Origin of the sequence: Rhodococcus sp. 1R11 (genome assembly GCF_004563845.1) — a bacterium.
Taxonomy (GTDB): Bacteria; Actinomycetota; Actinomycetes; order Mycobacteriales; family Mycobacteriaceae; genus Rhodococcoides.
In genome coordinates, this window is the sequence record NZ_SPNG01000009.1 from 116,156 (window position 1) to 137,535 (window position 21,380).

The 21,380-nt window shown below is 59.3% G+C and carries 9 protein-coding genes; 2 read left to right on the forward strand and 7 right to left on the reverse strand.

Features of this window, described 5'->3' with window-relative positions; all coding sequences use genetic code 11:
* Nucleotides 1-6: 6 nt before the first annotated feature.
* Together E4P29_RS16875 and E4P29_RS16880 are read left to right on the forward strand one after the other, a co-directional pair.
* The gene (locus tag E4P29_RS16875) at nucleotides 7-897 is read left to right on the forward strand and encodes a hypothetical protein (RefSeq protein ID WP_135046358.1); all 891 of its coding nucleotides are present in this window, start codon (nucleotides 7-9) and stop codon (nucleotides 895-897) included.
* Nucleotides 894-1,556 carry an ankyrin repeat domain-containing protein gene (locus tag E4P29_RS16880; protein WP_135046359.1) on the forward strand — a complete coding sequence of 221 codons (663 nt, stop codon included), beginning with the start codon at nucleotides 894-896 and terminating at the stop codon, nucleotides 1,554-1,556. The genes E4P29_RS16875 and E4P29_RS16880 overlap by 4 nt, the downstream gene beginning before the upstream one ends.
* Nucleotides 1,557-1,653: 97 nt before the next feature.
* On the opposite strand, the gene E4P29_RS16885 is transcribed toward E4P29_RS16880, so the two are convergent.
* From E4P29_RS16885 to pglW, 7 genes are all read right to left on the reverse strand, one after another.
* Entirely contained in the window at nucleotides 1,654-3,450 is a 1,797-nt protein-coding gene (locus tag E4P29_RS16885) for a DUF262 domain-containing protein (RefSeq protein ID WP_167735518.1), read from the reverse strand.
* 110 nt (nucleotides 3,451-3,560) lie between these two features.
* Nucleotides 3,561-5,660, reverse strand: a complete 2,100-nt coding sequence (locus E4P29_RS16890) for a DEAD/DEAH box helicase (protein WP_135046361.1) — start codon at nucleotides 5,658-5,660, stop codon at nucleotides 3,561-3,563.
* Nucleotides 5,657-6,937 carry a BREX system ATP-binding protein BrxD gene (brxD, locus tag E4P29_RS16895; RefSeq protein WP_135046362.1) on the reverse strand — a complete coding sequence of 427 codons (1,281 nt, stop codon included), beginning with the start codon at nucleotides 6,935-6,937 and terminating at the stop codon, nucleotides 5,657-5,659. Before brxD ends, E4P29_RS16890 begins: the two co-directional genes overlap by 4 nt.
* Nucleotide 6,938: 1 nt before the next feature.
* Nucleotides 6,939-9,590 (reverse strand): BREX-2 system phosphatase PglZ, encoded by a 2,652-nt coding sequence (pglZ, locus tag E4P29_RS16900; protein ID WP_167735519.1) that lies wholly within the window; start codon nucleotides 9,588-9,590, stop codon nucleotides 6,939-6,941.
* Between the two features lie 23 nt (nucleotides 9,591-9,613).
* On the reverse strand, nucleotides 9,614-13,267 hold the full coding sequence (locus E4P29_RS16905; RefSeq protein ID WP_135046364.1) for a phage resistance protein: 3,654 nt from the start codon (nucleotides 13,265-13,267) through the stop codon (nucleotides 9,614-9,616).
* Nucleotides 13,267-16,800: a BREX-2 system adenine-specific DNA-methyltransferase PglX gene (gene pglX, locus E4P29_RS16910; RefSeq protein WP_245154381.1), complete on the reverse strand. Its 3,534-nt coding sequence runs from the start codon at nucleotides 16,798-16,800 to the stop codon at nucleotides 13,267-13,269. The genes E4P29_RS16905 and pglX overlap by 1 nt, the downstream gene beginning before the upstream one ends.
* A 23-nt stretch (nucleotides 16,801-16,823) precedes the next feature.
* Nucleotides 16,824-21,053 carry a BREX system serine/threonine kinase PglW gene (pglW, locus tag E4P29_RS16915; protein ID WP_135046366.1) on the reverse strand — a complete coding sequence of 1,410 codons (4,230 nt, stop codon included), beginning with the start codon at nucleotides 21,051-21,053 and terminating at the stop codon, nucleotides 16,824-16,826.
* Nucleotides 21,054-21,380: the final 327 nt, after the last annotated feature.

The window sequence follows — 21,380 nt, forward strand, 5'->3', positions numbered from 1 at the left end:
GAAGACATGACAAAACTTCAGCTCAGTGCAGACGAATACCGACTGTTCATCGTCATCCCCGAGGATGGTAAGTCATTAGGCAACGTGACCGCCCGATCGAAAGTCGGCTTCGCGAAGGGGCGATATAGAACCGCGAAGGACGGGTTGCTCGACAAGCACCTGATAGTCCGGGCCAGGGGTGGAGGCGGAGCAATCAAGCGGGCCGCTGTCGCTGAAAGTTCTGACATCGAGATCGATCACGTGAACGGGTTCGCTACGGTCAAACCCCCTGTTGCAGAGTCGAAGCTGTACACACCTCTTCTCAAGACTCTGAGCGGTTCTTGGGGTGAGGATCGAGGATTCACGCCCATCACAATCGAGGACGTCGCCAATCTTGGACGGCGGGAGACCGGCGGAAAGTGGACGCGACCTGATCTCGTCGCGGTCGGAGTCACAGTGTTCGACTTCGTCCCCACAGTGCTTTTCGATGTCATTACCTTCGAGGTCAAACCCGCAGATCAGGTCAATGTGGTCGCGGTGTACGAAGCGCTCTCGCACAGGAGGGCAGCCACCCATGCATTCGTTCTGATTCACGTGCCGTCAGTACTGTCCGACTCGATGAAGAAAAACGTTGGCATCGTAGTCAAGACAGCGGCCGAGCACGGCATCGGCGTCATTACTTTCGCCGAGCCCGACGACTACGAGTCGTGGAACACGCGCGTCGATGCGGTACGTGTCGATTCGCCAGCCGAGCAGGTCAATTCGTTTGTGCAAAGCAACATCTCATTGGATGGTCAGCGGCTCGTTGCGGATGCGGTGAAGCGTCTACGCCGTGGAGATTCACTGCTCCAGGCTGCGGAGGTTGATTCATCGGACGATGACGTGGTCAGCTCAGCGCCTGCGGAGTTCAGACTGTGAACCGCGATCGAAGCACCACCGAATGGTGGGACGGCATCCTGGAAGCCAATGAATTAGCTCCCTCGGACGCAAGAGCGAAAATCTCTGATTTTGCGTATCGCGGTGACTGGCCAGCCCTTTTCGAAGTCCTCGACAGCATGGACAGCTACGAGCCGTTCGCGAACGTAAATTCGACCAGATCGGGCGGAAAGTCCCACTTCACGCCGCTGCACCAGGCTGCATGGAGTGGAGATGCACACGGTATCCACGGGCTCATCAATCGAGGAGCGTGGCGTTCAGTCCGCGATGCAAACGGTAACCGCCCGGTTGACATCTATACATCGCGAGGCCACACGACCTACACAACGTCGCTAGAACCAAAACCGGTTCACCGGCTGACTGAAACAACGGTTGAGGTTCTGCAACGCAGGCTAGACTTCATATTGGACGCGGAGCTCCTCCGTTGGCGCGAGTCACCGTTGCGCTATCCGCAGGTCGAGGTCCTGACCGAAATCGAATCGGGGGAACTTTGGTTTGGAGTGCCGGGTAAGTACGGCGGCTACAGAATCACTCTTCGAGGCGATTCGTTACACGTCGATTCGTCGAGCCGAATGGGTGGATCTGAATTCTATCGGGTTACCTGTGACGCGATCGAGTTTCTTGGGCGCGAGGGGTACTGAGCGCAAGCCGAGGTGAGACGGTCACGCCACTTCAGCGACGTCGGGCATGTCAGGCGGCATTATGGTCACCACCGACCAGGTGACCAGAACGCCGAATTCAGCTCCGTCTAAGCATTTGACGCAGGCTGCCTCGAGTACCAATCAGGTCGGTCTCCGGATCCCGCTGCGCCGGCTTGCCCATTGCGGCCTCGACCAACGAAAGAAGGCTTTCCTTCCTTGCGTTGAAAAAACCTTCGAAGTCATCGGTCCGCAACAACTTCGGTTCAATCTGATGCGCCGATACAATGGTGTCCAATTGGTCGCTGCTCAGGCCCGCTTGCGTTGCGATCTTCGTTAAATACTTGGATGGGGCCGCTGATCCGATAATCCTGTTTGTATTCGCGGAGAGGGGCGTCTTGTTCACAATGCAGTCGTAATGCAACTTTTCTTTACCGTTCTTCCTGCACCAAGATTGTGGGAAGATGTGATGGATGTCGACATTCGCTGCGACGTAGGATGTCTGGTCGAAGGACGTTTGCTCTCGCCAGTCTTGTGTGTTGTTCTTCATGACCAGTGCGTAGACGCCCTTGTATGCAGCTGACGTACGGCTCTTGAGGGTCAAAAGTCGCGATTCGGCAAACGACGCGTTCGAGACGGTGGCCGGCGCAGAGACGGTGCCCGTCGGGTCCTTCGCCCAGAGTGGAACCTCGTCGACGTCTTTGGCCGATCTGGTCTCGGAGGCACCGCTGTATGTCTCTCCGAGTACACCGTTCCAAAACCATTGAGCCAACCGAGCTCGGGTTCCGTGGATGCTGGCGGAACTACCGAGTAGCACGCGAATAACGAGCAGAGGCACAAGTTGTGCCTGGTAGGGCACGTCTCGTGCGGTGTGTATGTGTTCGTCGTCCAAGAACTGAGCGACCCATGCCAGAGAGTTCCTCACTCGCGGTGCCCACTCCAGATACTCATCGAGCTCAAGAGCGAGTATTCGATCCTGGTTGCCAGTTGTCTTCGTAGGTTTGGGGTTGGTGACGAGCAGCGTCACGGCTTGCAGGAAGTCTGTGTTCGAGAATTTCGACAGTGCTGGCAGCTTGGCGATGACATCCTCGCTCAATTTCCAGTCGTCTTTCAAGCGAAAGTCTGAACCGGTTCGCTGATGGTAGTCCGCGTCTCCCGCGAACTTGGCGGTAAGTAGCTCGAAGACCGTGAGAGACATACCGCCGGTATTCACTTTCTCGAATACCGTGGCGACCGCACCTTTTGTTGTGCTTTTGTCCAATTCAATTGCTGGAATTGCATATTCGACCATTGGCTGAATAATTTGGGTTAGAAATTTGAAGCCTAGATTCTTGTCTGGGTACTCGCCCAGCCACTTCAGAACTGCCGCATTGTCAAAGATAATGTTCAGCGGGAAGAAGTCACTGGAACGCTGTTTGTCGACGGTGGACAAGTCCAGTTCTACTGTACGGCCGAAATTTGATCGGATGACACCGTCTTCAGGCACTGACAGGACAAACTCCTCCCGCACCGATGCTTCGACAAGCGACTTCGCTATGTCTATGAAGTACCGGCGGTTGAGTCCGTCCGCAGTGTGCACGACACCGTCGCCGCTGAGTGCTTGATAGAACGATGTCAGGCGCTGCTGACCGTCGAGGAGTAGCAGGTTGGGGCTGGCAGCTCCGGCGGTGGGAGGTGTCCCTTCGACGGGGGTGGGCTGAAAACGCACATGCTCCCCACCAGTCTGCAACGTCATGATCACGCCGAGTGGATAGCCGAGCGCAACGGTGATGAGTAGGGACTGAATACGCTCGTCGTCCCACCGGTAGCTGCGCTGAAAGTCCGGGAGCTGGATCTCGCCGCTGTGTACCTGCTCGACGAGCTTGGAGAGCTTGTACTGCGGTGTCTGAAACCCCATGAAGCAACGCCTTTCGGTGAACATACTGTTGAAGCAAGAACTTACCCTGAGGCTCCGACAGGTGTTGCGTCACCTCAGAACCCGCCGAGTTCAGGAATCCCGACCGCGGCTCAATTCTCGTCACAGCGACCGATTACGCGCTTGTCCTGTACTACCTTTGCAGCGCTTGCGCGATGGCCCAGCCGTACGGCCAGTGTCTCCTTGGCGAGTTTAGAAGGTAGAGCCCCCGAGAACTTGAGGCCCGCAAGCGCGCCGCGATCGACAGCCGGATCCGCCCAGCTGATGGATTCGATGGCCGCTTTGAGCTCTTGGCCAGTAGCTCCAGGCAGAAGCCGAATGGAGCGCTCGTCGACCCGTTGTCGGGGGTCAACGATTTGCGGCAACGACGCAACGAGGGTTCGGTTTGCGGCCGTGCCGCCCCACGTCCACCAGCGACCAGCGGTGTCCGAGGGCAGATGAACGACAAGCCCATTGGTGTTTACCGCTGGGGAGAATGACTCCCTCAGTTCGGCGAGCGTCGATTGGGCTCGACCTGTCAGCGTGACGCCAGCAGGTTCGTCACCGAGCAGGACTTTCCGGATCGAACGCGAAATTTCGTAAGAGATATTAGATGGCGACCCGCTCCATTTGGCCTTGCCGCCGCTGTCTGTAGGTTCGACGAAGGTCCGTCGACGCTTCCAGTCGATGTGAGTGACTTTCCACGAACGACCGGCCAGCAGGAGGACACGCGGTCCATCCACTTTGTCGACGAGCAGGTCGGTCCCGATAGTTCCAACTTCGTTGCGGCCAGCGAGAACTAGGAATTCCGGCGGAGCGCTGAACACGGCGGTCAGGTCAGAAAAGTAGCGATGCCCGAAGCGACGCTCAGCTTCTGGACCGATGTGAAGGAGATCGCCGTCTTCGTTCAAATATCCGTCAGCTACGAGGTGATCGAAAATCTCACCGGCATGTTCGTCGAAGATTGGGAGCGAGCCCCACCACTCGGGCCACGTGTGCCGGCCGAGTCGGTTTTCCTGCAAGGTAAGGGCCAGAATCTGCTGCGCAGCGATGTGGCGTGGCGACTGTGGAGGTTCGATCGGTTCGACGAAGCCATCTGACCAGGCCTGCAACATTCCAAGCGCAAGCAAGACGGAGTCGTCATCGACGCACAGAAACAGGCAGTTCCTCGACGACCCACTGCGTCGCCCTGTCCGGCCCAGTCGCTGAAGGAACGACGCTACCGTGCGCGGGGAGCCGATCTGGATCACGCGATCCAGATCGCCGATATCGATTCCGAGTTCGAGCGTCGAGGTGGCGACGATAACGGTGTCCCGCTCGTCACTGAAAGCCTGCTCGGAGCGGCGTCGCTCGGCGGCGGATAGGGACGAATGCGATAAGAATGTCGTGATGCCGAGTTCGCGCAAGGCAGACCCGAGCTCTTCCGCGCGGCGTCTGCTGTCAACAAAGACCAGTCTCTTCTCGCCATGGTGAAGTGAGGCAATCACTTTCGCTGCGTTGACGATCGAGCCAACGTAGTCAACGGTGAGGTCTGGTGTTTTAGAAGCCGCGCCGACATCGGGCGCGACGACCGCTTTGATGCGGTCGGTAAAGCTTCCCTGTAGCCAGGAGAGCAGAAACTCCGGATTTCCTACAGTGGCAGACAAGCCAATTCGCTGCAGGGGCCGGCCCGCAACGCGCGACAGTCGTTCCAGTACTGCAAGGAGATGCCACCCCCGGTCGTCGCCCGCGAACGCGTGGATTTCGTCGACGACGACCGCACGGAGGCCAGCGAAGAACACGCGAGGGTCGACCTTCGTCGATACCAGCATCGCCTCGAGGGATTCTGGCGTGGTCAGGAGGATGTCAGGTCGCGATGACAGGATACGTTGACGTGCTGGTTGTCCGACATCGCCGTGCCACAAAGCTGCGGATCGACCCAGCCATTGCGCATAGCCATGCAGACGTGGCTGGAGGTTGTTCAACAGCGCTTTCAGCGGGCACACGTACAGGACTGAGACACCCTCCCAGCCGTCGCTGGCCATGGCGGTCAGCAGCGGAAAAGCAGCTGCTTCCGTTTTTCCTCCGGCAGTGGGGGCAAGGACGATGCAGTCGTGCCCGTCCAATACAGGTGCAACGGCCGCAGCTTGCGTAGGTCGAAGATCATCCCAGCGGAGTGTATTGGCGAGGTGGTACTGAATTCCGGGATGCAGGCGCTGATAAGCGTCGCTCATAGGTCCAGATCCACTTCATCTGCCGACATCGCTTCGCGCTCAGACTCTGTCAGTTCGCCCGGTGCTATTCGCACCTCGTAGTCCACTGCTGGGTTGAAGTCGGGGAACTGATCAATTTTGTCGAGCACATCAACGAGCTTGCGCAGATACAAGCGAGGCGCGATGCCGACGCGGCCCCCGAGGCCACCTGCGATCGCGCTGCCGAAGGAGGTGAGGAACGCGTCGTCGGCCGTCTTTTCGACTCGTTCTGCGTCCTCCGCGTCTTCTAGGTAAAGTTCGCGCACGCGTTGGCCGAGTTCGAGGAGACGTTCTGCATCGAACCCAGTAAGCCTGAGTTGAGGTGCCCGTGGATTGTCGAAGCGCGGATCCTTGGAGAATTCGGTGTGAAGCCGATCTGCAAGTGGAGGCAGGAGCTGAATGCCTTGTCTGCCCTCGAAGAACGCAGGTGTGCCGGTGATCAGGAGGTATAGTCCTGGAAAATGACCGTCGTGCACCTCGTCTACTAACTGGCGCAGCGCATTCAGAGCCTTGGCCCTTGCGTCGCTTCGGACGCGTTGCAGAGTCTCGACCTCATCCAGGACGAGCAGAAGTCCTGGATGCCCGGCATCCGACAACATAGCGAGCAATCCCCTGAAGAATCCCAGCGCAAGGAAATGGTCGAGATCCCCCTTGACGCCCGCTCTGCGTTTGACCGAAGCTGCCACATGCGGTTGACCACCGAGCCATGCAACGAGTGCGTCGGCGCTGTCGTTGTCACCTTCGGCAACCAGTCGTCGATATCCGCGAATTGCCATCGGGAACACTGGAGCTCGTGTCGCTACCTCTGAGAGCCGTCGCTCCAGCAGCGTGTCGACGTCTGTGTTCTGTTCAACAGCGTCGTCCTCGACACTGAACAGCCATGCGTCGAGGATCGGTCTGAGAGCGCTCGGCGGTACCGTGGCGGTCCGCAAAGATTCGATGCTCCTGCGATACACGGTTTCGAGCTTGTGCAGAGGTGTATCGATCTCGTTGATCTGCACTTCGGCGACGGCAAAACCGCGGCTCAATGCTCGTTGCGCCAACCACCGAGAAAAGAAGGTTTTGCCCGACCCGTATTCACCACGAACGGCTTTGAAAGTAGCTCCACCCCGTGCGACAGCATCGAGCTCCGCATCGAGTGCCCGCTCCATGTGCGTCAACCCCACCGCAAGCTGATCCAGGCCGTGCGCTGGCACAGTGCCTCGACGCAGTGCGTCTAATATCTCGCGTCGTCTTCGGGCGGAAGCTGGTGTGGTCACGTCACAGTCCAAACTGTTCTTTGAGTGTGCCGCGCTTCAGAGCCACGACCTCGCCACTGATCGTCAGTACTTCGTATCCTTCGACATCGAGTACACGTTTCGCCTGCATCAATGCGCCTCGTGCGCGCGAATTAGGTACGCCCAGTACGGCTGCGGCTGTGCCAACAGTGATTTCGAGTGAGCCCGTACCGTTCAAAGCATCGATCAGTGATGAGACTTGGTGGGGTGAGAGTGACATCCGGCCAGCAACCATCAGTTGGCGCTTGTAAACATCTGTAGTGACGACCTCCGCGCCTAGTGAATCCTTCTCATCAAGTGCGGACGTGGGCTCGTCGAACAGGCTCGGAGCTTGCTCCTTGGGCGGTGCCTTGCGCTTGCTTTTTGCAGGTTCCGGGGGCGGCGGAGACACAAGTGTGGGGAGATCGGTTGGCTCCCACCACGCAGGTTCGGGACGTCCGACTAAGTTCCAACCGTCGCCCAGTTCGTCCAGTCCGGGGACGAGGACGATGACGGGCACCAACACTTCAGCTGGGGATCCGCCGCCGTGATAACCGGCGTTTCGGGCTTGATAACGGACGGATTCGTCGACTGCCAGTACGACAGTGTTGGTGTCAGTCATGACCCGCGGCCCGCGGACGAGAACTTCGCGTTCTGGATCGATCGCTTTGGTGTCTCCGTGTGCACGGTGGCAGTAGACCGCATCCCGATTGAGGAAAATCCCATCGCCTCGGTCGATCACGTGACCGTGGTCGGAAGTGATGACCACAGCTCGGCCAGAACGTTGGGCTGCGGTCAGGAGGTGGGCGAGGTGCGTAATGGTGTTGAATGTCCAGTCTGTATTTCCTGGATCGGTGTGGTGGATCGTATCGTCGACGTAATTCAGCACTACCGCAACCAATTTCTGACGGTCGGTGTCCGCAATTGCATCCGCGACGGTTGTCGCCAATTTTGCGCCCGCCGGTACAGCGTCTAGTGCTGCTTTGTGGAAGATCGGATCCGCAACCTCGCCGGGTACCTGAAGGTCGTTGCGTTTCAGGACTGAGACGAATTCGCGCCGCTCGACTGCTGAGTTGCCGCTCATCAATTGGCCGGCCAACAACGAGCAACGGCTTCGCTGGGTAAGCGTGGGAAGAACAGCAAGTGCGGCCGTGCGACTGTCTGCTCCGGGGACAGTCAACTCGGTCCAGCCGTCAGACTCTGCAACTCGCGCGAGCTCGGCCGCTGCAGATACGGACAAGGCGTCCACAACTATCAACAACGTCGGTTGACGTCGGGCAAGTGGTACAAGGAGGGATTCTAAAATCTGCTCGACGGTAAGCACATCCGGTTGAGGCGAATCTGCGAGCGCGTGCGCAAACTGGTGATTATTTGTTTGTCGCCGAGCCGACACGCGCTGAATCAGTCGACCGAGAACGCCCTGGGTATTGAGGTCGTCGACGCCGCGTCGAACCCTATTGAGTTCGATGTCGACCCAAGCGTCCTCTCTCACATGACGTTTCGTAGCTTGACGCAGTTGAGGTGCGTCATCCGGTGATGTAGACAGCCATCGGACGAGCCGGGTTGCTGCGTCGAGTGTCGGGGTGTTCGAATCAGAGGCTGCAAGCATGTGCTGCTGGTACCGAATCCAGCCGCGTTCCACAACGTGTAGGAGCGCGGACGGGACCGGAGTGTCCTGCGCGGACATCTCAAGTGCTCGTTCTATAGCGACACCGAGCTCACGGATACGGGCGGTGAGCCCGACGGGCAACATCTCGGATCTTTCGGCAAGCGGTGCCGCGTCGGGGTCGTTCGCGAGCGTTGCCGCTTCGTTCAACAACGCGCGTTGTTCACCTGGCCTGACCGAATGACGCAAGAACCCTGCAGAGGTGTCACCCCAGTGCGCGATGTCGGCTTTGCCGACACCTCGGATACCGCGCGTCGCGAGGAAAATGTCGAGGGCAGCCGTGTCGTCCGACTCGCTGAAGATATTGATTACGACGCCAAGCGGCACAAGCTGGTCGAGCGATTCTGTCGTGAGGAGCTTGGACACAACCGCGCCAAGTCGGCCGGAGCGAGCCACCAACCAGGTCGAGAATTCACCAAGCAGAGGCTCGGCGAGCTGTGTTCGGAGCGAGTCCCAGCTTCTCGTCCGTACGGCGCTCCACTCAAGTAGCGCTAGCGAATCTACCTGGACATCCCTGGATCCGACGATCTCCAGAGGACCCGCTGCAATTGCAGTGAAAACATGTTCCCTAGTCAGTACGCCAGCTGGTGCGGGCGTGTAATCGTCGGCTCCCAGGGTGTCCAGAAGGGCAAGCGCGAACCCGCGGTCGTCGGCGACCCGGTAGAGGGCCGGTTCGAGGGTTGTAGCACCGAAGTTGCTGAGAAGCGCGTCCCACGGGTCGGGCGTCAACAACCTGCCGTCGATGAGGTGCGCCAGGACACTTGCCCCGAGATCCTCCTCGTTCAACGGTGTGAGTACTACAAGCCATTGCTCGCCCCGGTGGCGATGCAAGGCGTCCCAAACCGCGAAAACCGACGGGCACGCTATCACGTTGACGGTCTCGCCCTTGTAGGTGAACTCGGCTCCGTCCCACTGGGCCGCCGCATGTAAGCCAAGTACGCCTCGCCGGTAGTTTTTCTGGGCCACTTTTGCCAGCTTCGCCGCTATCACGGGGCGGGATGCGATAACAGCTGTCACTGGGGTGACCAACTAACCGAGATCGATCCCTGTGACACCGCAGTCCTGAGTTTGTCCAGCAGTGAGGTCAGTTCTGATTCCGATCGAACTACAGCAGTTCCGCCACCCGGGGGAGGAGGCGGCGGGTTTTCCCCGGGCCCACCACCCGCGACCCATTCCGCTATGCGAATTCCGAGGTCACTAAGTTTGCGTGCCAACCCGCCGCCGGGTGTGCTGATGGCGTCGGACAAGAGCTGGTAGATCGTGCGTGCCTGCTCTGCGCGGCTGGAATCGCCCTCCCCGCCAGCTATGACGAGAGGGACGAGCGTCCAGTGGAACTGTGCGAGCGACTTAGCGTCACGATCAGATTCGGTGCGTATTTGAGCGCCAGTTTCCAAAGCTACCGACAAGTCCGCGGAGGCAAGCTTCGAGATGAGTTCGATGTTTGATGCGGTTCGACTCAGTCCTCGTAGCAATTCGTCAATCTCCCGCACGGCTTGTGAGCGAGCCCGAGTGGAGGACGAAAGCGAGAGGGCTCCTTCCGCAGTTGCGAGATGCCCGCTGAGTGTGGTGAGCGTCTCGATGCCTTCTCCTGCCAGGGAACGAACTTGTGACGCGAACTCGGCAACATTTGCTCCGGTGAGAAAGTTGCGAGCAAGCGTGTAGCCCAACAGTTTTGCGGCATGCGCCTGTGCTCTATCCCAATCCGATTGATCAGGAAGTGTTTCAGCCCGCAATTCGATTGCTGGACGTAGCTTGCCCAGCGCCGGGGCGGGTATTGCTGTGCCGGCTTCGACCCAGGCACGCTTCTTCAATTGTGACCACGCGAAAATAACAAGGTCGCGGACCTCGGGCTTGAGGCCCCAGGCCGGGGTCAAGTTGTCGATGTGCTTCTGCAAGGCCCCAACGGTGACGGGTTCTGACGCTGCTGCGCGGTTGAGCTCCGTCTCCCAGAACGCGAAGGTCTCTGCTCCGAATAGATAGTGGTCTTCGGTTGCCTTGCCTACCGACAGAGCGCCAGCGACCCGCTGGCAAGCTTTACGGTCGACTCCGGGTTCCGTCGGAACCCGACCTTCGCGGTGAGACGCTGCTGACTCTATGTAGTTCCGTACCAGCTCTAATTGCCTCGTCGTGACTTCCTCGTCCACCGGGGCGAACTCGGGGTGCCGTGGATAAATAGTGCTATACGCCTGGTCGACAATCTTGGTGAGTGCGTCAAGCAAGTTAGCAGCTGGAGGCAGAGTGGGACGTAGATCCCGACTGAGAGACGAGAGTGCTTCGTATTGAGCAACTTCGTCGACAAAGTGTGCCGGATCGGCGCGGTCGATACCGTACGCCTGGTTCAACAGCAGCTGAAACGAAGCCTGCATTCCGCGGTGCAAATTTTCCAAGATGCCGCGAGCCTGTGCTTGATCGCTAGCGGACAAGTGGTCAGTGTTCTCACGCCAACGGTCTCCGGAACCGGTGAACAACCAGTCCAGCTTGACGAGCAACGCCAGGTCCTCGGTCGCAGATTCGGAAAGAAACCGCGGCAACCAGACAATGGTGTGGCGCTTGGCATTCCCCATCAAACGATCGATTCTAGCGACGTCGTCGGAGCTTGTGTAGCCGTCTTCGTCGAACGGATAATCGACAACGAAGCGCCACGTTCCCGGACGACTGTCGAACGACGCTTCGGGCAACGACGATGCGTCTCGAACGTTCCCGAAGACGATATCGACTTCCCGCCTCGACCCACGCCAGATAAGGCTCCGTGTAGCAGCACCGCCGAGGTCACTCTGCGACGTGACTCCGAGAGCCGTGTGTACGAATCGACGCACAAGCTGACGGCGGGCACCCATGTTGTCTTGCCGCCCAATCCGTTCGATCACGGACTGATAGTCGACGTCCGCGAGCTGTACACGGATGACCGGGTTCGTTCCCTCGCCGAGACTAATTTCTGGGATGTCGCGCTGCCACTCACGGACTACACCAAGAACGGTTCGTGCCTCACCGCCTGCCATCCGAGCCTTGATGGATCCGTGGTTGAGCGAGGCAAGCCTGGAGGAATCGATATCGCGGAGTGCGGGCACCTTCGGCGCCACTGCGGCGAGCAGCAAAGTCTTCGCAACTCGGTCTTGGCCCCGGTAGCCAACGGGAACGGAGTCTGGATCGGATATCAGCTGCGACTCGGTCACAGCGTGCTTGCGTAGCAAGGAAGGCCGCAGCTTTGTGGTGTAAAGATCGGTCGCCGCCCTGAACATGGTCTGTGCGTGCGCGTCGATCGGCGTGTTTCCCTCCACGACGTACTCGAACGCATCGCCGACGGGAATGAGATCTTCGACCGTTAAGGTCTCTCGACGGTCGACGAGCATTCGCTGCATGACTTTGAGTGCTGTGCGCTCTCGCTGCATCACTGAAGACAGGTTGCGAAGGGTCGACACAAGCACCGGTGAGAAGGGGTAGGTGAGCCGAAACTCCTTCTCTGATGCGCCGCGATGCTCGTCTGAGGTATTCAGGCTGTCTCGTAACACATCCCAGACGTCAGGCTTGCGCGTGACGTCCGCGAAAGCTTCGTCGATAGCCTGCTTGGCGAAGGGGTCCTTGGGACGAAGCAGACGCGCGTGCGCAACCTCTGCAAGGTTGTCGTCGCCCAATTCGATCTCGGCGAAACGACCTTGCTGATAGTGGAAAGCCCGATCGAGTGCGTCCTGTTCCGCTCCTGAGGCCCCCGCGTCTGCGAACCATTTGCGCAAGTCCATCTGACGAGAGATGAACGAGATCAGGGGTATTGCACGACGAGTGCCAGATGACTCGACGAGTTTCGTAATTTTCTGTGATTCGCGCGCGAAAAATTCGTTGTCCCGCACCGCGAATGCCAGCCACAGCACCAATTCATCAAGAAACAGGACTACACCGCCATACCCGAGCGACTTTGCGTGGTCAGTTATAGCGACCAATCCGCGGTCGAGTCCGACGTACTCGGCGTTTTCGGTGAACGACGAGAAGTATGTGCTGACTAGGGCAGACACGAGCTTTTGACGCTCCATGTCTTCTGGGCTCGCGTGTCGAGCCGCGGCGTACTGCTCACTCGTCCAAGTTGATTCAGCCAGATCACCCCACCCGTCGTCGGCAGCATCAGCGGATCCGAGGCCGGCGAAGAACTGCTCGTCGCCGAGTCGGGTGCGAAGTTTGTCGGCGTCCTCCAGAAGTGTGTCGGACACGTGGACTGCGGGTAGCCGCGCCTCAGGATGTAGCCGGCGTACCTGTTCCAGGTAGCCCTTGAAGATGGCTTCCTCCATACTCTTGGATCCGAGCAGGTGATAGGTGAGACGAAGTAGGCGAGTTGCAGAAAGCTCAGCGTCGTATCGCCCCGTCAGCCCACGAAATTGCTCGACCCTGACGGCTGGGTGGTCACCCAGCAACGCGTACAGCACCGCCATGAAGTGGCTCTTGCCCGAACCGAATGATCCGGTCAGATAGGACGCGCGCGAGTTGTTTCTTCGCACCGCGTCAGCCACCAGGTCGATTGCGGAGAGGAAGTTACCAGTCAGCGAGTCCGTGAGCACATAGTCATTCAGGGTGGACCGCAGGTGCGCATCGTCGTCAGTGCTCGATGTGAGCCGCAAGACATAGTCGTCGCTGCCGACCCGCTCGGGGATATCGATGAGGTCCTTGAGTAGCTGAGCCATTAGGTGGTTGCTTTCTTGGTTCGGCGTCCGCGGGTGGCAGGTGCGGGTTGCCAGGTGGTGAGGTCGGTGCTGGTGAGGTGGTGGGTGGTGAGGTGGGTGTGGAGTTCTTCGTCGATGGTGTCGGCAAGGGATTGTCCATAGTCGGGGTCGATGGTGCTGTGCCATTGGCGGACCCAGGGGGCGAGTTCGTGGAGGCCGGCGATGAGGGGGGTGAGTTGTTCGGTGGTGAAGCCGTCTTCGGCGCGTTCGGTGGTGAGGGTGGCGAGGGCAAGTGCTTGTTCGCCGTGGTCCCAGCCGGCCCAGCCAAGGAGGAGGGTGGGGTCCGTGTCGCGTCCGGCGTCGGGGTAGGAGATGAAGCGTTCTTTGGGGACGTCGAGTTTGCCGCGGTGACTCCAGTAGGAGGTTTTGCGGAAGTCCGCGGGCTTGTACTTCGGGGGAACCGGGATGGGTGCGTCAAGGGTGTCGCCGGCGTCTTCGCGGCGTTGGAGGTCCCAGGTGTGTTCCCAGGACTGTCGTTTGTCTAGGCCCGCGGGTGTTTGGTATCGGTAGGCGGCGAGGTAGGGGACGTGTTCATCGTCGAGAAGTGTGGTGAGGGCACTGGTGGTAGTGATGTCGGGGTTGCCGGCCCAGGCGGCGAGGACTGCGCGGTAGGCGGGGTCGTGGTCCGTGAGGTCGGCGAGTTGCGCGACCGATTTCGGTGTGGGGCGTCCGTCACGGTCGAACCAGAGGTCACGGTGTTCGAGGCGGTCGAGTAGCCAGGTCCGTTGCGCTGCAAGGACTTGCTTGTCCCAGGGTTCGGTGGCCCAGCGGCGTTTGTATTCGGGGCGTTCGAGCAACTCGATGTGCGGATTCGTTGCGATTATGCCGAGCCGTCGCTGCAAGAGGGCTTGGTAGTCCTCCGGCAGATGCGCGGGAATCTCGGTGATCGGTGTCGAGCGGTGCCGGGTGAACCACTGAGTTCCCTCGGTACCGTCCGCAACCCGCCGCGCGAGTGAGATCTCGAAGGCACGCTCACCCAGAGCGATCGGAGGCACGTCACCGGCGTAGGTGAGGTCTTCCTCGATCAGAGAGTAGATGCGGTAATACTCCCAATCGAGCTCCTCCTGCTCAGCAACCATTAACCCGCGCAGCCCGTCTGCCTCGGCTTTGGCAGTCTCGAAGGCAGTCGGTAGAGGTATGCCGGTCTTGGAGGGCGGTCTCGGAGATGCAGCGGCAAAACGCTTAGCTAAATTGTTGAGTCGCACTGACGGCCCCGTCGTTAACTTCGTGGGTAGCGGTAGACCGCGCAAAGTCGCGCCGGTGAATTCCCAGTTAAACGACCAGGGCTGATCTGCTATACCACTGGCAGCGGTGGCGTTGGCCCTTGAGTGACTTTTCTGCTTCAGCCAAAAACAGACAACCGACGAGTTGAGGACACCTAAAAGTCGGATATAGTCCATTTGTGTGGCAGCACTCTTGAGTTTGATTATCGGTGAATGCGATGTAAATACGTACTTACTCTCAATTAAGCAGAAATGATTAGCTGTTGCTAGGTTCGAGAATGTAATTGAGAGTTCGGTCTCGTAGGCTGACGCGGTATGCTGCATATACTCCCACCACTGGCGTCCAGCATCTGCCATGTTGCCTACGAATGTTCTCCGATCCGCCAAGCTCGTTCGCAGAGGCCAAAGTTCGTCAGGCGCGACTGGATCACGCAATTTGGTAGTTCCCCATATGTAGGGAAAATATCCCCGCGACGATGGTTCAGCGTGCCAATCACGAACGTCTTCACCTCTCAAGATCGGCTCTGAGTAGAAAGAACCTCTTTGAGTATTCCTGTGACGCAGAAAAGCGTCGTCTGCGCCGATGCGGACGGCACGTCCGATGGATTTGTCTATAACATCAATCAATCTCCTTGTATTTTGTTGTTCCAAGATCGCAACGGCCGACGCAGTTTTTCCGAGGCCAAATGCCCATGGATGTCTCGCCAGTACCCGGCGACTGATAACGCCTGAGCTTGTGTACTGGCCAGAGGCTGTGCGGCCGGGCACCGTCCTAACGATTTCACGCCATACGTGGCCGTCTTGAGGTGCTTTCGGTCGGGAATCTTCGCCGCGAACACCTGCGATGGTCCAGATGTCGTTTGATTGGGGGCTATTGTTGCGCCCAATTATGATTGCTGTGGGAGTGCTGTGGCCGGGAATGTACGCGCCAGATGTATCCAGGATTTCCCGCAGATCAACCGTAGGCAGAAAGTTCTCAATCAGTTTCACTCCGAAACTACGCTTCATGAATGAGTTGGAGGTGATTTGTCCGACCCACCCAGATGGAACTCGCCTGTCACGTCCGTCACGTGCAAGGCGAAAGAATAGTTCCATGAAGGGAATGGTGAGTGCGTAGGTTCGGAATGGCGTGGAATACAAGCTCCGATATCGGTTGTTGAGGGCCGGATCCTCGACATTGATGTAGGGGGGGTTTCCGACGACGGTGTCGTGTTCGCGTTGCAGTATCTCGGTGAGTGCCTTCGAATCTTCGCCAGTGGTTACGGTTCTGCCTCGTTCGGCAGCCAGGATGCCTGTAGGAAGAAGTTGTTGGGGTGCGCCCCAGAGGAGGCTGTCGCCGGCGGCGAGGTGGGTGGTGTAGCCGATCGGTTGTTCGAGGTTGGTGTCGCCGGCGGCGTGGAGGGCGGCGATGAGGAGTCGGAATCGGGCGATGGCGACGGCGAAAGGGTTGATGTCGACGCCATGGACGGCGTCGAGTGCTTTCTGTACGAGTTCGCGTTGGCCCAGTGCGGGGGCGTGGTGTTGCCAGCGGGTGTGGAGTCGGTGGAACGCGCCGAGGAGGAAGTGTCCGGATCCGCAGGTGGGGTCGATCATGGTGAAGCCGTCGAGTGGCCGGTCGTTCAGGGCGGGTTCGAGTGTGCGGTCGAGGATGAATTCTTCGACGAATTCGGGGGTTTGCAGGAGGGCGTAGGTTTTCTTGGCGTGGTCGGAGAGGTCTTGGTAGACGTCGCCGAGGAAGCGGGTGTCGACGCCGGTGAAGCTCCAGCGGGGTCGGCCGGTGTCGTCGCGGTCCCACCAGAATTCGAGGAGTGTGCGGGCGGCGTCGCCGGAGGGTGCGACTTGCCACATGGGTGTGTAGGGGTCGACGAGGCCTGCGGTGGCGGGGTAGGTGGTGAAGTGGTCGGCGATGGTGGTGAGCCAGTCGCGGTCGGTGTGTTCGGGGTTGGTGCGGAAGTAGGCGGTGCGGGCGTCGAGGGCGTGGCCGCGTTCGTCGTCGGTGCTGCCGCTGATCCAGCGTGGGGTGACGAGGTGGTTGTCTTCGCAGTAGCGGGCGAAGACGGTGAGCAGCACCCAGGAGACGGCGGCTTGGGTGATGCGGTCGTTGCGCCATTCCATCCAGGAGATTCCGGTGCGTTCGGCTTTGAGCAGGGCGTCGTATTCGGAACGCCACGCATCGTTCACGCCGTCCTGGCGAATGCTGACGTCGTCTCCGTCGACACGGGCCCGCAAATCAGCCTCAAGAACGAGGACCTGCTTCTTCAACGCAGACACCAAAACCGACGAATCCCAAACCATTACGACGCTCCCTGTGTTGTATCAGCGGTACTCCATGTCGAGTCCCAGGCGACGAATTGCCCACCAGGCGAACTCAATTGGAGTGGGTTTTTGTCCAGTATTAAACCGCGCTGACCCCTGGTTTGCGGCAAGACCAACCACACCGCACGGGCGCGCGAAGCGGACAGATCGCTCAGCGTCGGTATCAAGTCGAGCGCCTCGAAACGAGCGAGTGCGGCCGGTTCGACGAGCACCAGTGGCTTGTCCGTCTTCTTGTTGCTGAACGACGCTTCGCGGACACGGTCAATGACACCCGGAAGTGTCAGAGCTAGGAGTTGACGTAGCCCTTTGGCATTTGTCGGAGATGCATCAACAGCATCCGAGGCGCGCACTAATTCCCACGAAATTCCTTTGTTTGAAGCGGTGGTGGCCATGGCGTCGATCAATTGGCCTGTTATGTCGAAAATCTCTCCGCCGTAGGTATCCGCGAGAGTATCTGCGGCATCGAGATGCGCCGAAGGGCGGGTCGCCGGTATCGAAACTCCGATGACTAGGAAGCCTCGTTCATCGATGGACCGCTGCAGGACTTCTGCGGCAGCGTCGCGTCCGGCCTGGGCGTCCACTCCGTCGGTTTCAGCAGTGGGGCCTAAGAATGTATCGGCACGGGTATGCATCGTTGTGGAGCTCGGCGGCTTACTGTCTTGGAACCGGTAGGAATCCCCATCGAATAAGAGACCGATTTGACTTTTTTCGATGATGTTGTCGAGTCGCGGTCGGTGAGGCAGCTTATCGATAGCTGGGAACCGAGCTGCGACGCGGCTTTGAATCTGGCTCGGCGACAATGTTTCTGATTGAGCGATACCGGAAAGGGCAACACTGAGAGATGTGGAAGGTGCAATCGCCAAATTATAGAGCTCGCCTCTACCCGTCACTCCAGCTCGTGTTGAGCCCGCTGCAGACAGTCGAATCAGTCGGTGGCCCGGCGGAACGGGAACCATCGCGAAGTCGGTGTCGCTTGCAGACCGGTACCCGTACACGAATGCAGTTCGCAACGCTTGCTCAGCAGCAGGAGAACGAATTACTGCATTGGAATCTGCAGCTACCAATTCGTCGGCTCGTCGAGCTGCGGACTCTGCGCCGGCCAACAACATCTCGTCTGTGGCTATCAAGACAAGGCGCCGTCCGTGCCGCCGACGAACCAATTCTTTCGTCCCCGATGCAGCTTCCCACTCACTCAACCTGTCCAACGCAACACGCAATAGCCCACCGGCGAGCCGGTTTGCACGCGTATGCGCCGTCAGGTCGCTGGTTGGCGCATCGGACGCCGGAAGTTTGGCCCGGACTTCCTCCCGAAGTGTCGTCACCGCTGCAACGCCGCCCGAGTCGTCCAGGATCTGTTTGGTACTTGTTAGCAGGGCGTCCAACAGAGCGCGAGCCTGTGGATCGTTGGCCCAGTCTGCCTGGAGTTCTTTGATCAATTGCAGGCCCCGCTGAGTAGCTTTCTTCAGATGGGTCGCGAGCTCCGTCACTGAAGCAAATTCGTCCAGCGCCGGGTCGACGCCGAGGATGGCCTCGGCAGCCTGACGACGGGTAGCGGAGCCCCGCGTGCTCGTTACTGCCGAAAGAAGAACTCCCACCGCCTCGTCCAGACCCATCAACCCGTCCCGGCTGCGATCGCGCTTCTTGCCGAGCCGCTTGTTCCATTCTCGGTAGCGGTCTTTGATCTCTCGGCGAGTCTCACGCGACTCTTTGGCGACGAGACGATTAAGTGGCGTGACATCCAAGGCGAGTAGTTCGCCAACTGTCGTGACTTGGACCGTAGAAAGTGCGGAAGCAGCACGGGCAGTCAACCCGGCGTTGCTGAGCAATGTTTCTTCGTCGGCGTCTGCTGCAAGAGAATCGGCGTCGACCTTTCCGGCGATCCCAATCGTCGTGAATATTTCACGCCATTGGCGCAGCATGTCCTCTGCGGTGTCTGGCCGACTCTGCAGTGCGCGGGCCAGCGCGGACTGAAAAAAGGCAGTCAACTCCAGCCGAATCGCTGGGTCGAGCAGCTCGGTGGCGACGTGAATGTCGTCAGGGATGGCGGCGGGGTGAGCATTCGGATCCATGCCATATTGAGGCGTCGAACCGGTCGCCATCTCGTACAGAACTACGCCAGCGCCATAGCGTTCGGCTGCGGTGTCGTACTGCTTACGATTCTCCGTTCCCAGGAATGGGTCGAGATACGGGGGAGACCCCGCCTCGATATTTTTGACGTCGACTCCTGCCATCGAAAAGTCGTACATCACTAGATGGGTGTCCGATGTTGCCGTTGGTTGCCAAACTCCGAGGTTCGAGGGCTTTATGTCGCGGTGCATCACGCCAGACCGCTCCAATCCGACCACAGCAGCGAGAAGGTCTGCCCCCCAATGCTCGAGCTGGTCCAGTGAAAGACCACCGGACCTGGACGCCATCTGCTCGGCCAGAGTTGTGCGGCCGGCAAATTTCAAAATCAGAGCGGTATGGCCACCGATTTGTTCGACGCCGTGCAGTGTGACGACGCGCTCCTCGTTCTCCAACTTGCCGAGAACCTGGGCCTCCGCCCGGATTCGTTCCGATGCATCCGAATTGAGCGCAACCTTCAAAACTCGCTCGGCACCGACCTGCTTGTCGTCGACCAGGAGGCCAACCGCAGTCGAGCCCGATCCGAGTCTGCGCTTTACTACGAAGCGTCCATTTGCAAGCTCAGTTCCGGGAGTTGCGGTCAGTGGGTCCGTGCCCTCGTCGCGCCCGAGGAGATCCTCGCGGACTGTGACGAGTTCGTCGGTGAACTTTGCGACGCTGTCTGTCCTGCTTGCGGGGCTGCCGTTTGTCGCCTGTAGGACGAATTGCCGAAGAGGTGTTGGAACCTGTGGCAGCTCTGCGGCGAGGTCGAGTCCGCCGTCCCTACGGAGGCGGTCGTGCAGACCACCGAGCTCGGATGCAGGGGCAATACCGTCAGTGAAGATGAAGAAAGCTAGCGCGCCGAGGCCGAAAACGTCGAGACGCGCGGGATCGGCGGGACGCATACCCTCCGGTGCCGCGAACGTGCGAGCGGATTCGTTGAGCGTCCCTGCCATCAGGCTCAAGGGGCCCTCCGACAATCGAGTGACGCCGGTGTCCGCGTTGGCGGGTAAGACACCTGCTGTGTCCCAGTCCAGAATCTGGACGGAAGATCGGCTCCCTCGCTGCCTGATCGAGACGGCTCTTGGATTCAGCGACCGATGCACGACTCGGTTTCGATGTGCGTACTGAACAATTTCTGCTAGCTGCGCGACCAGGTCGAGCTGTTGTTCCATCGTCAGCAATCCGCGACGGTCGGCCAGCCACAAATCGAGCGGAACCTCATCCTGCGACGAAGGAAAAACCAGGCCGACACCTAGTTCAGCGTCGCTCACCAGATCGGTGGGAACTTGAAGACCTTCGTGCTTCAGACGCGCGAGCAACCTGAACTCGTGCTCGACGGCACGCTTGCGTGCGTATTCATCGGCGGCAGACGCACCCGGCCGCGGCACGTAGAAACGGATTCGCACGTGGCGTTCTGTGTCGACGTGGTGGAAGGCAGGCCAGTCTTGCCAGCCTTCGCCATCCGCTAGGGGGGTCTCGTCGATGATCCACGAACCAACCTCTCGCTGGCGTCGAGGCGCAAGGCCGATCACCTTCATCAGCTCAGCAATGAGGAGACCGCCCTCTTCACTTACCGGCGCGCGCGTGGCGGGGGCAAGGAGGCGTTGAGACAAGCCGGGGAGCCCACTGGACTGCTCGTCGCCGTCCCGCCCGTACAGGTTGATTTTCGAGTGCTCAGGCAAAGCGCATCGTGTGTCCGGGTGGTGCAGGTAGACGAGCTCTTGAACGAATGGAAGAGCACCACGGGGTACCGAGCCAGCCCGCTCGCTGAGCGTGTCCCGCAAGAGTGACGCGAAGCGTTGTGCTTTTCGGCGAGCCAGGAGGAGTGGGGAGTCTTCTGACCTACGACCATCGCGTGACCACATATGGTCGTTGCCCTTGATCGTCCCCCGGTAGTGCTTGAGTTCGACGAGGTAGAGAGTGTCTCGGGCCAACACCAGCAGGTCGACCTCATGCCATCGGCCAGACTTGTCACGGAACTCGAAGTTCGACCACGCTCGGAAGGGCGTTGCGTCGGGTAGGAGCGTCTTAACCGTCTCGAGCCCCTCCTGCTCATGTTTGAACTGTGAGGGTGACACCTCGATCCATCGTCCGTCTTTCACACCACTCCTACTCCGTCGTAGCGACGGAACCGTTCACCCGACCGTGCGGTCCCATCTGTCACGTTATCGAACACAACAGCCGAAGCGTTGCAGCGGCGTCAGGGTTCAATCTGTACACAGAAGAGCGCGCCGCGTGCCAAGCCCATCCCTCGTGAGTGTTCCAGCATGCTTTTACACATGCGGCAAGCCGAATTCGCCCTGCACACGTGGCCTAGGATTGCTGCTGGGTCTCTGAGCTTCCCTCAGCGGCGACAAGCTTTCTGCCGTACTGTCTTGCGATGCTTAGCCAGCGAGAGTCCGCGATCTGAGTTATTAAGATGCGCGTGA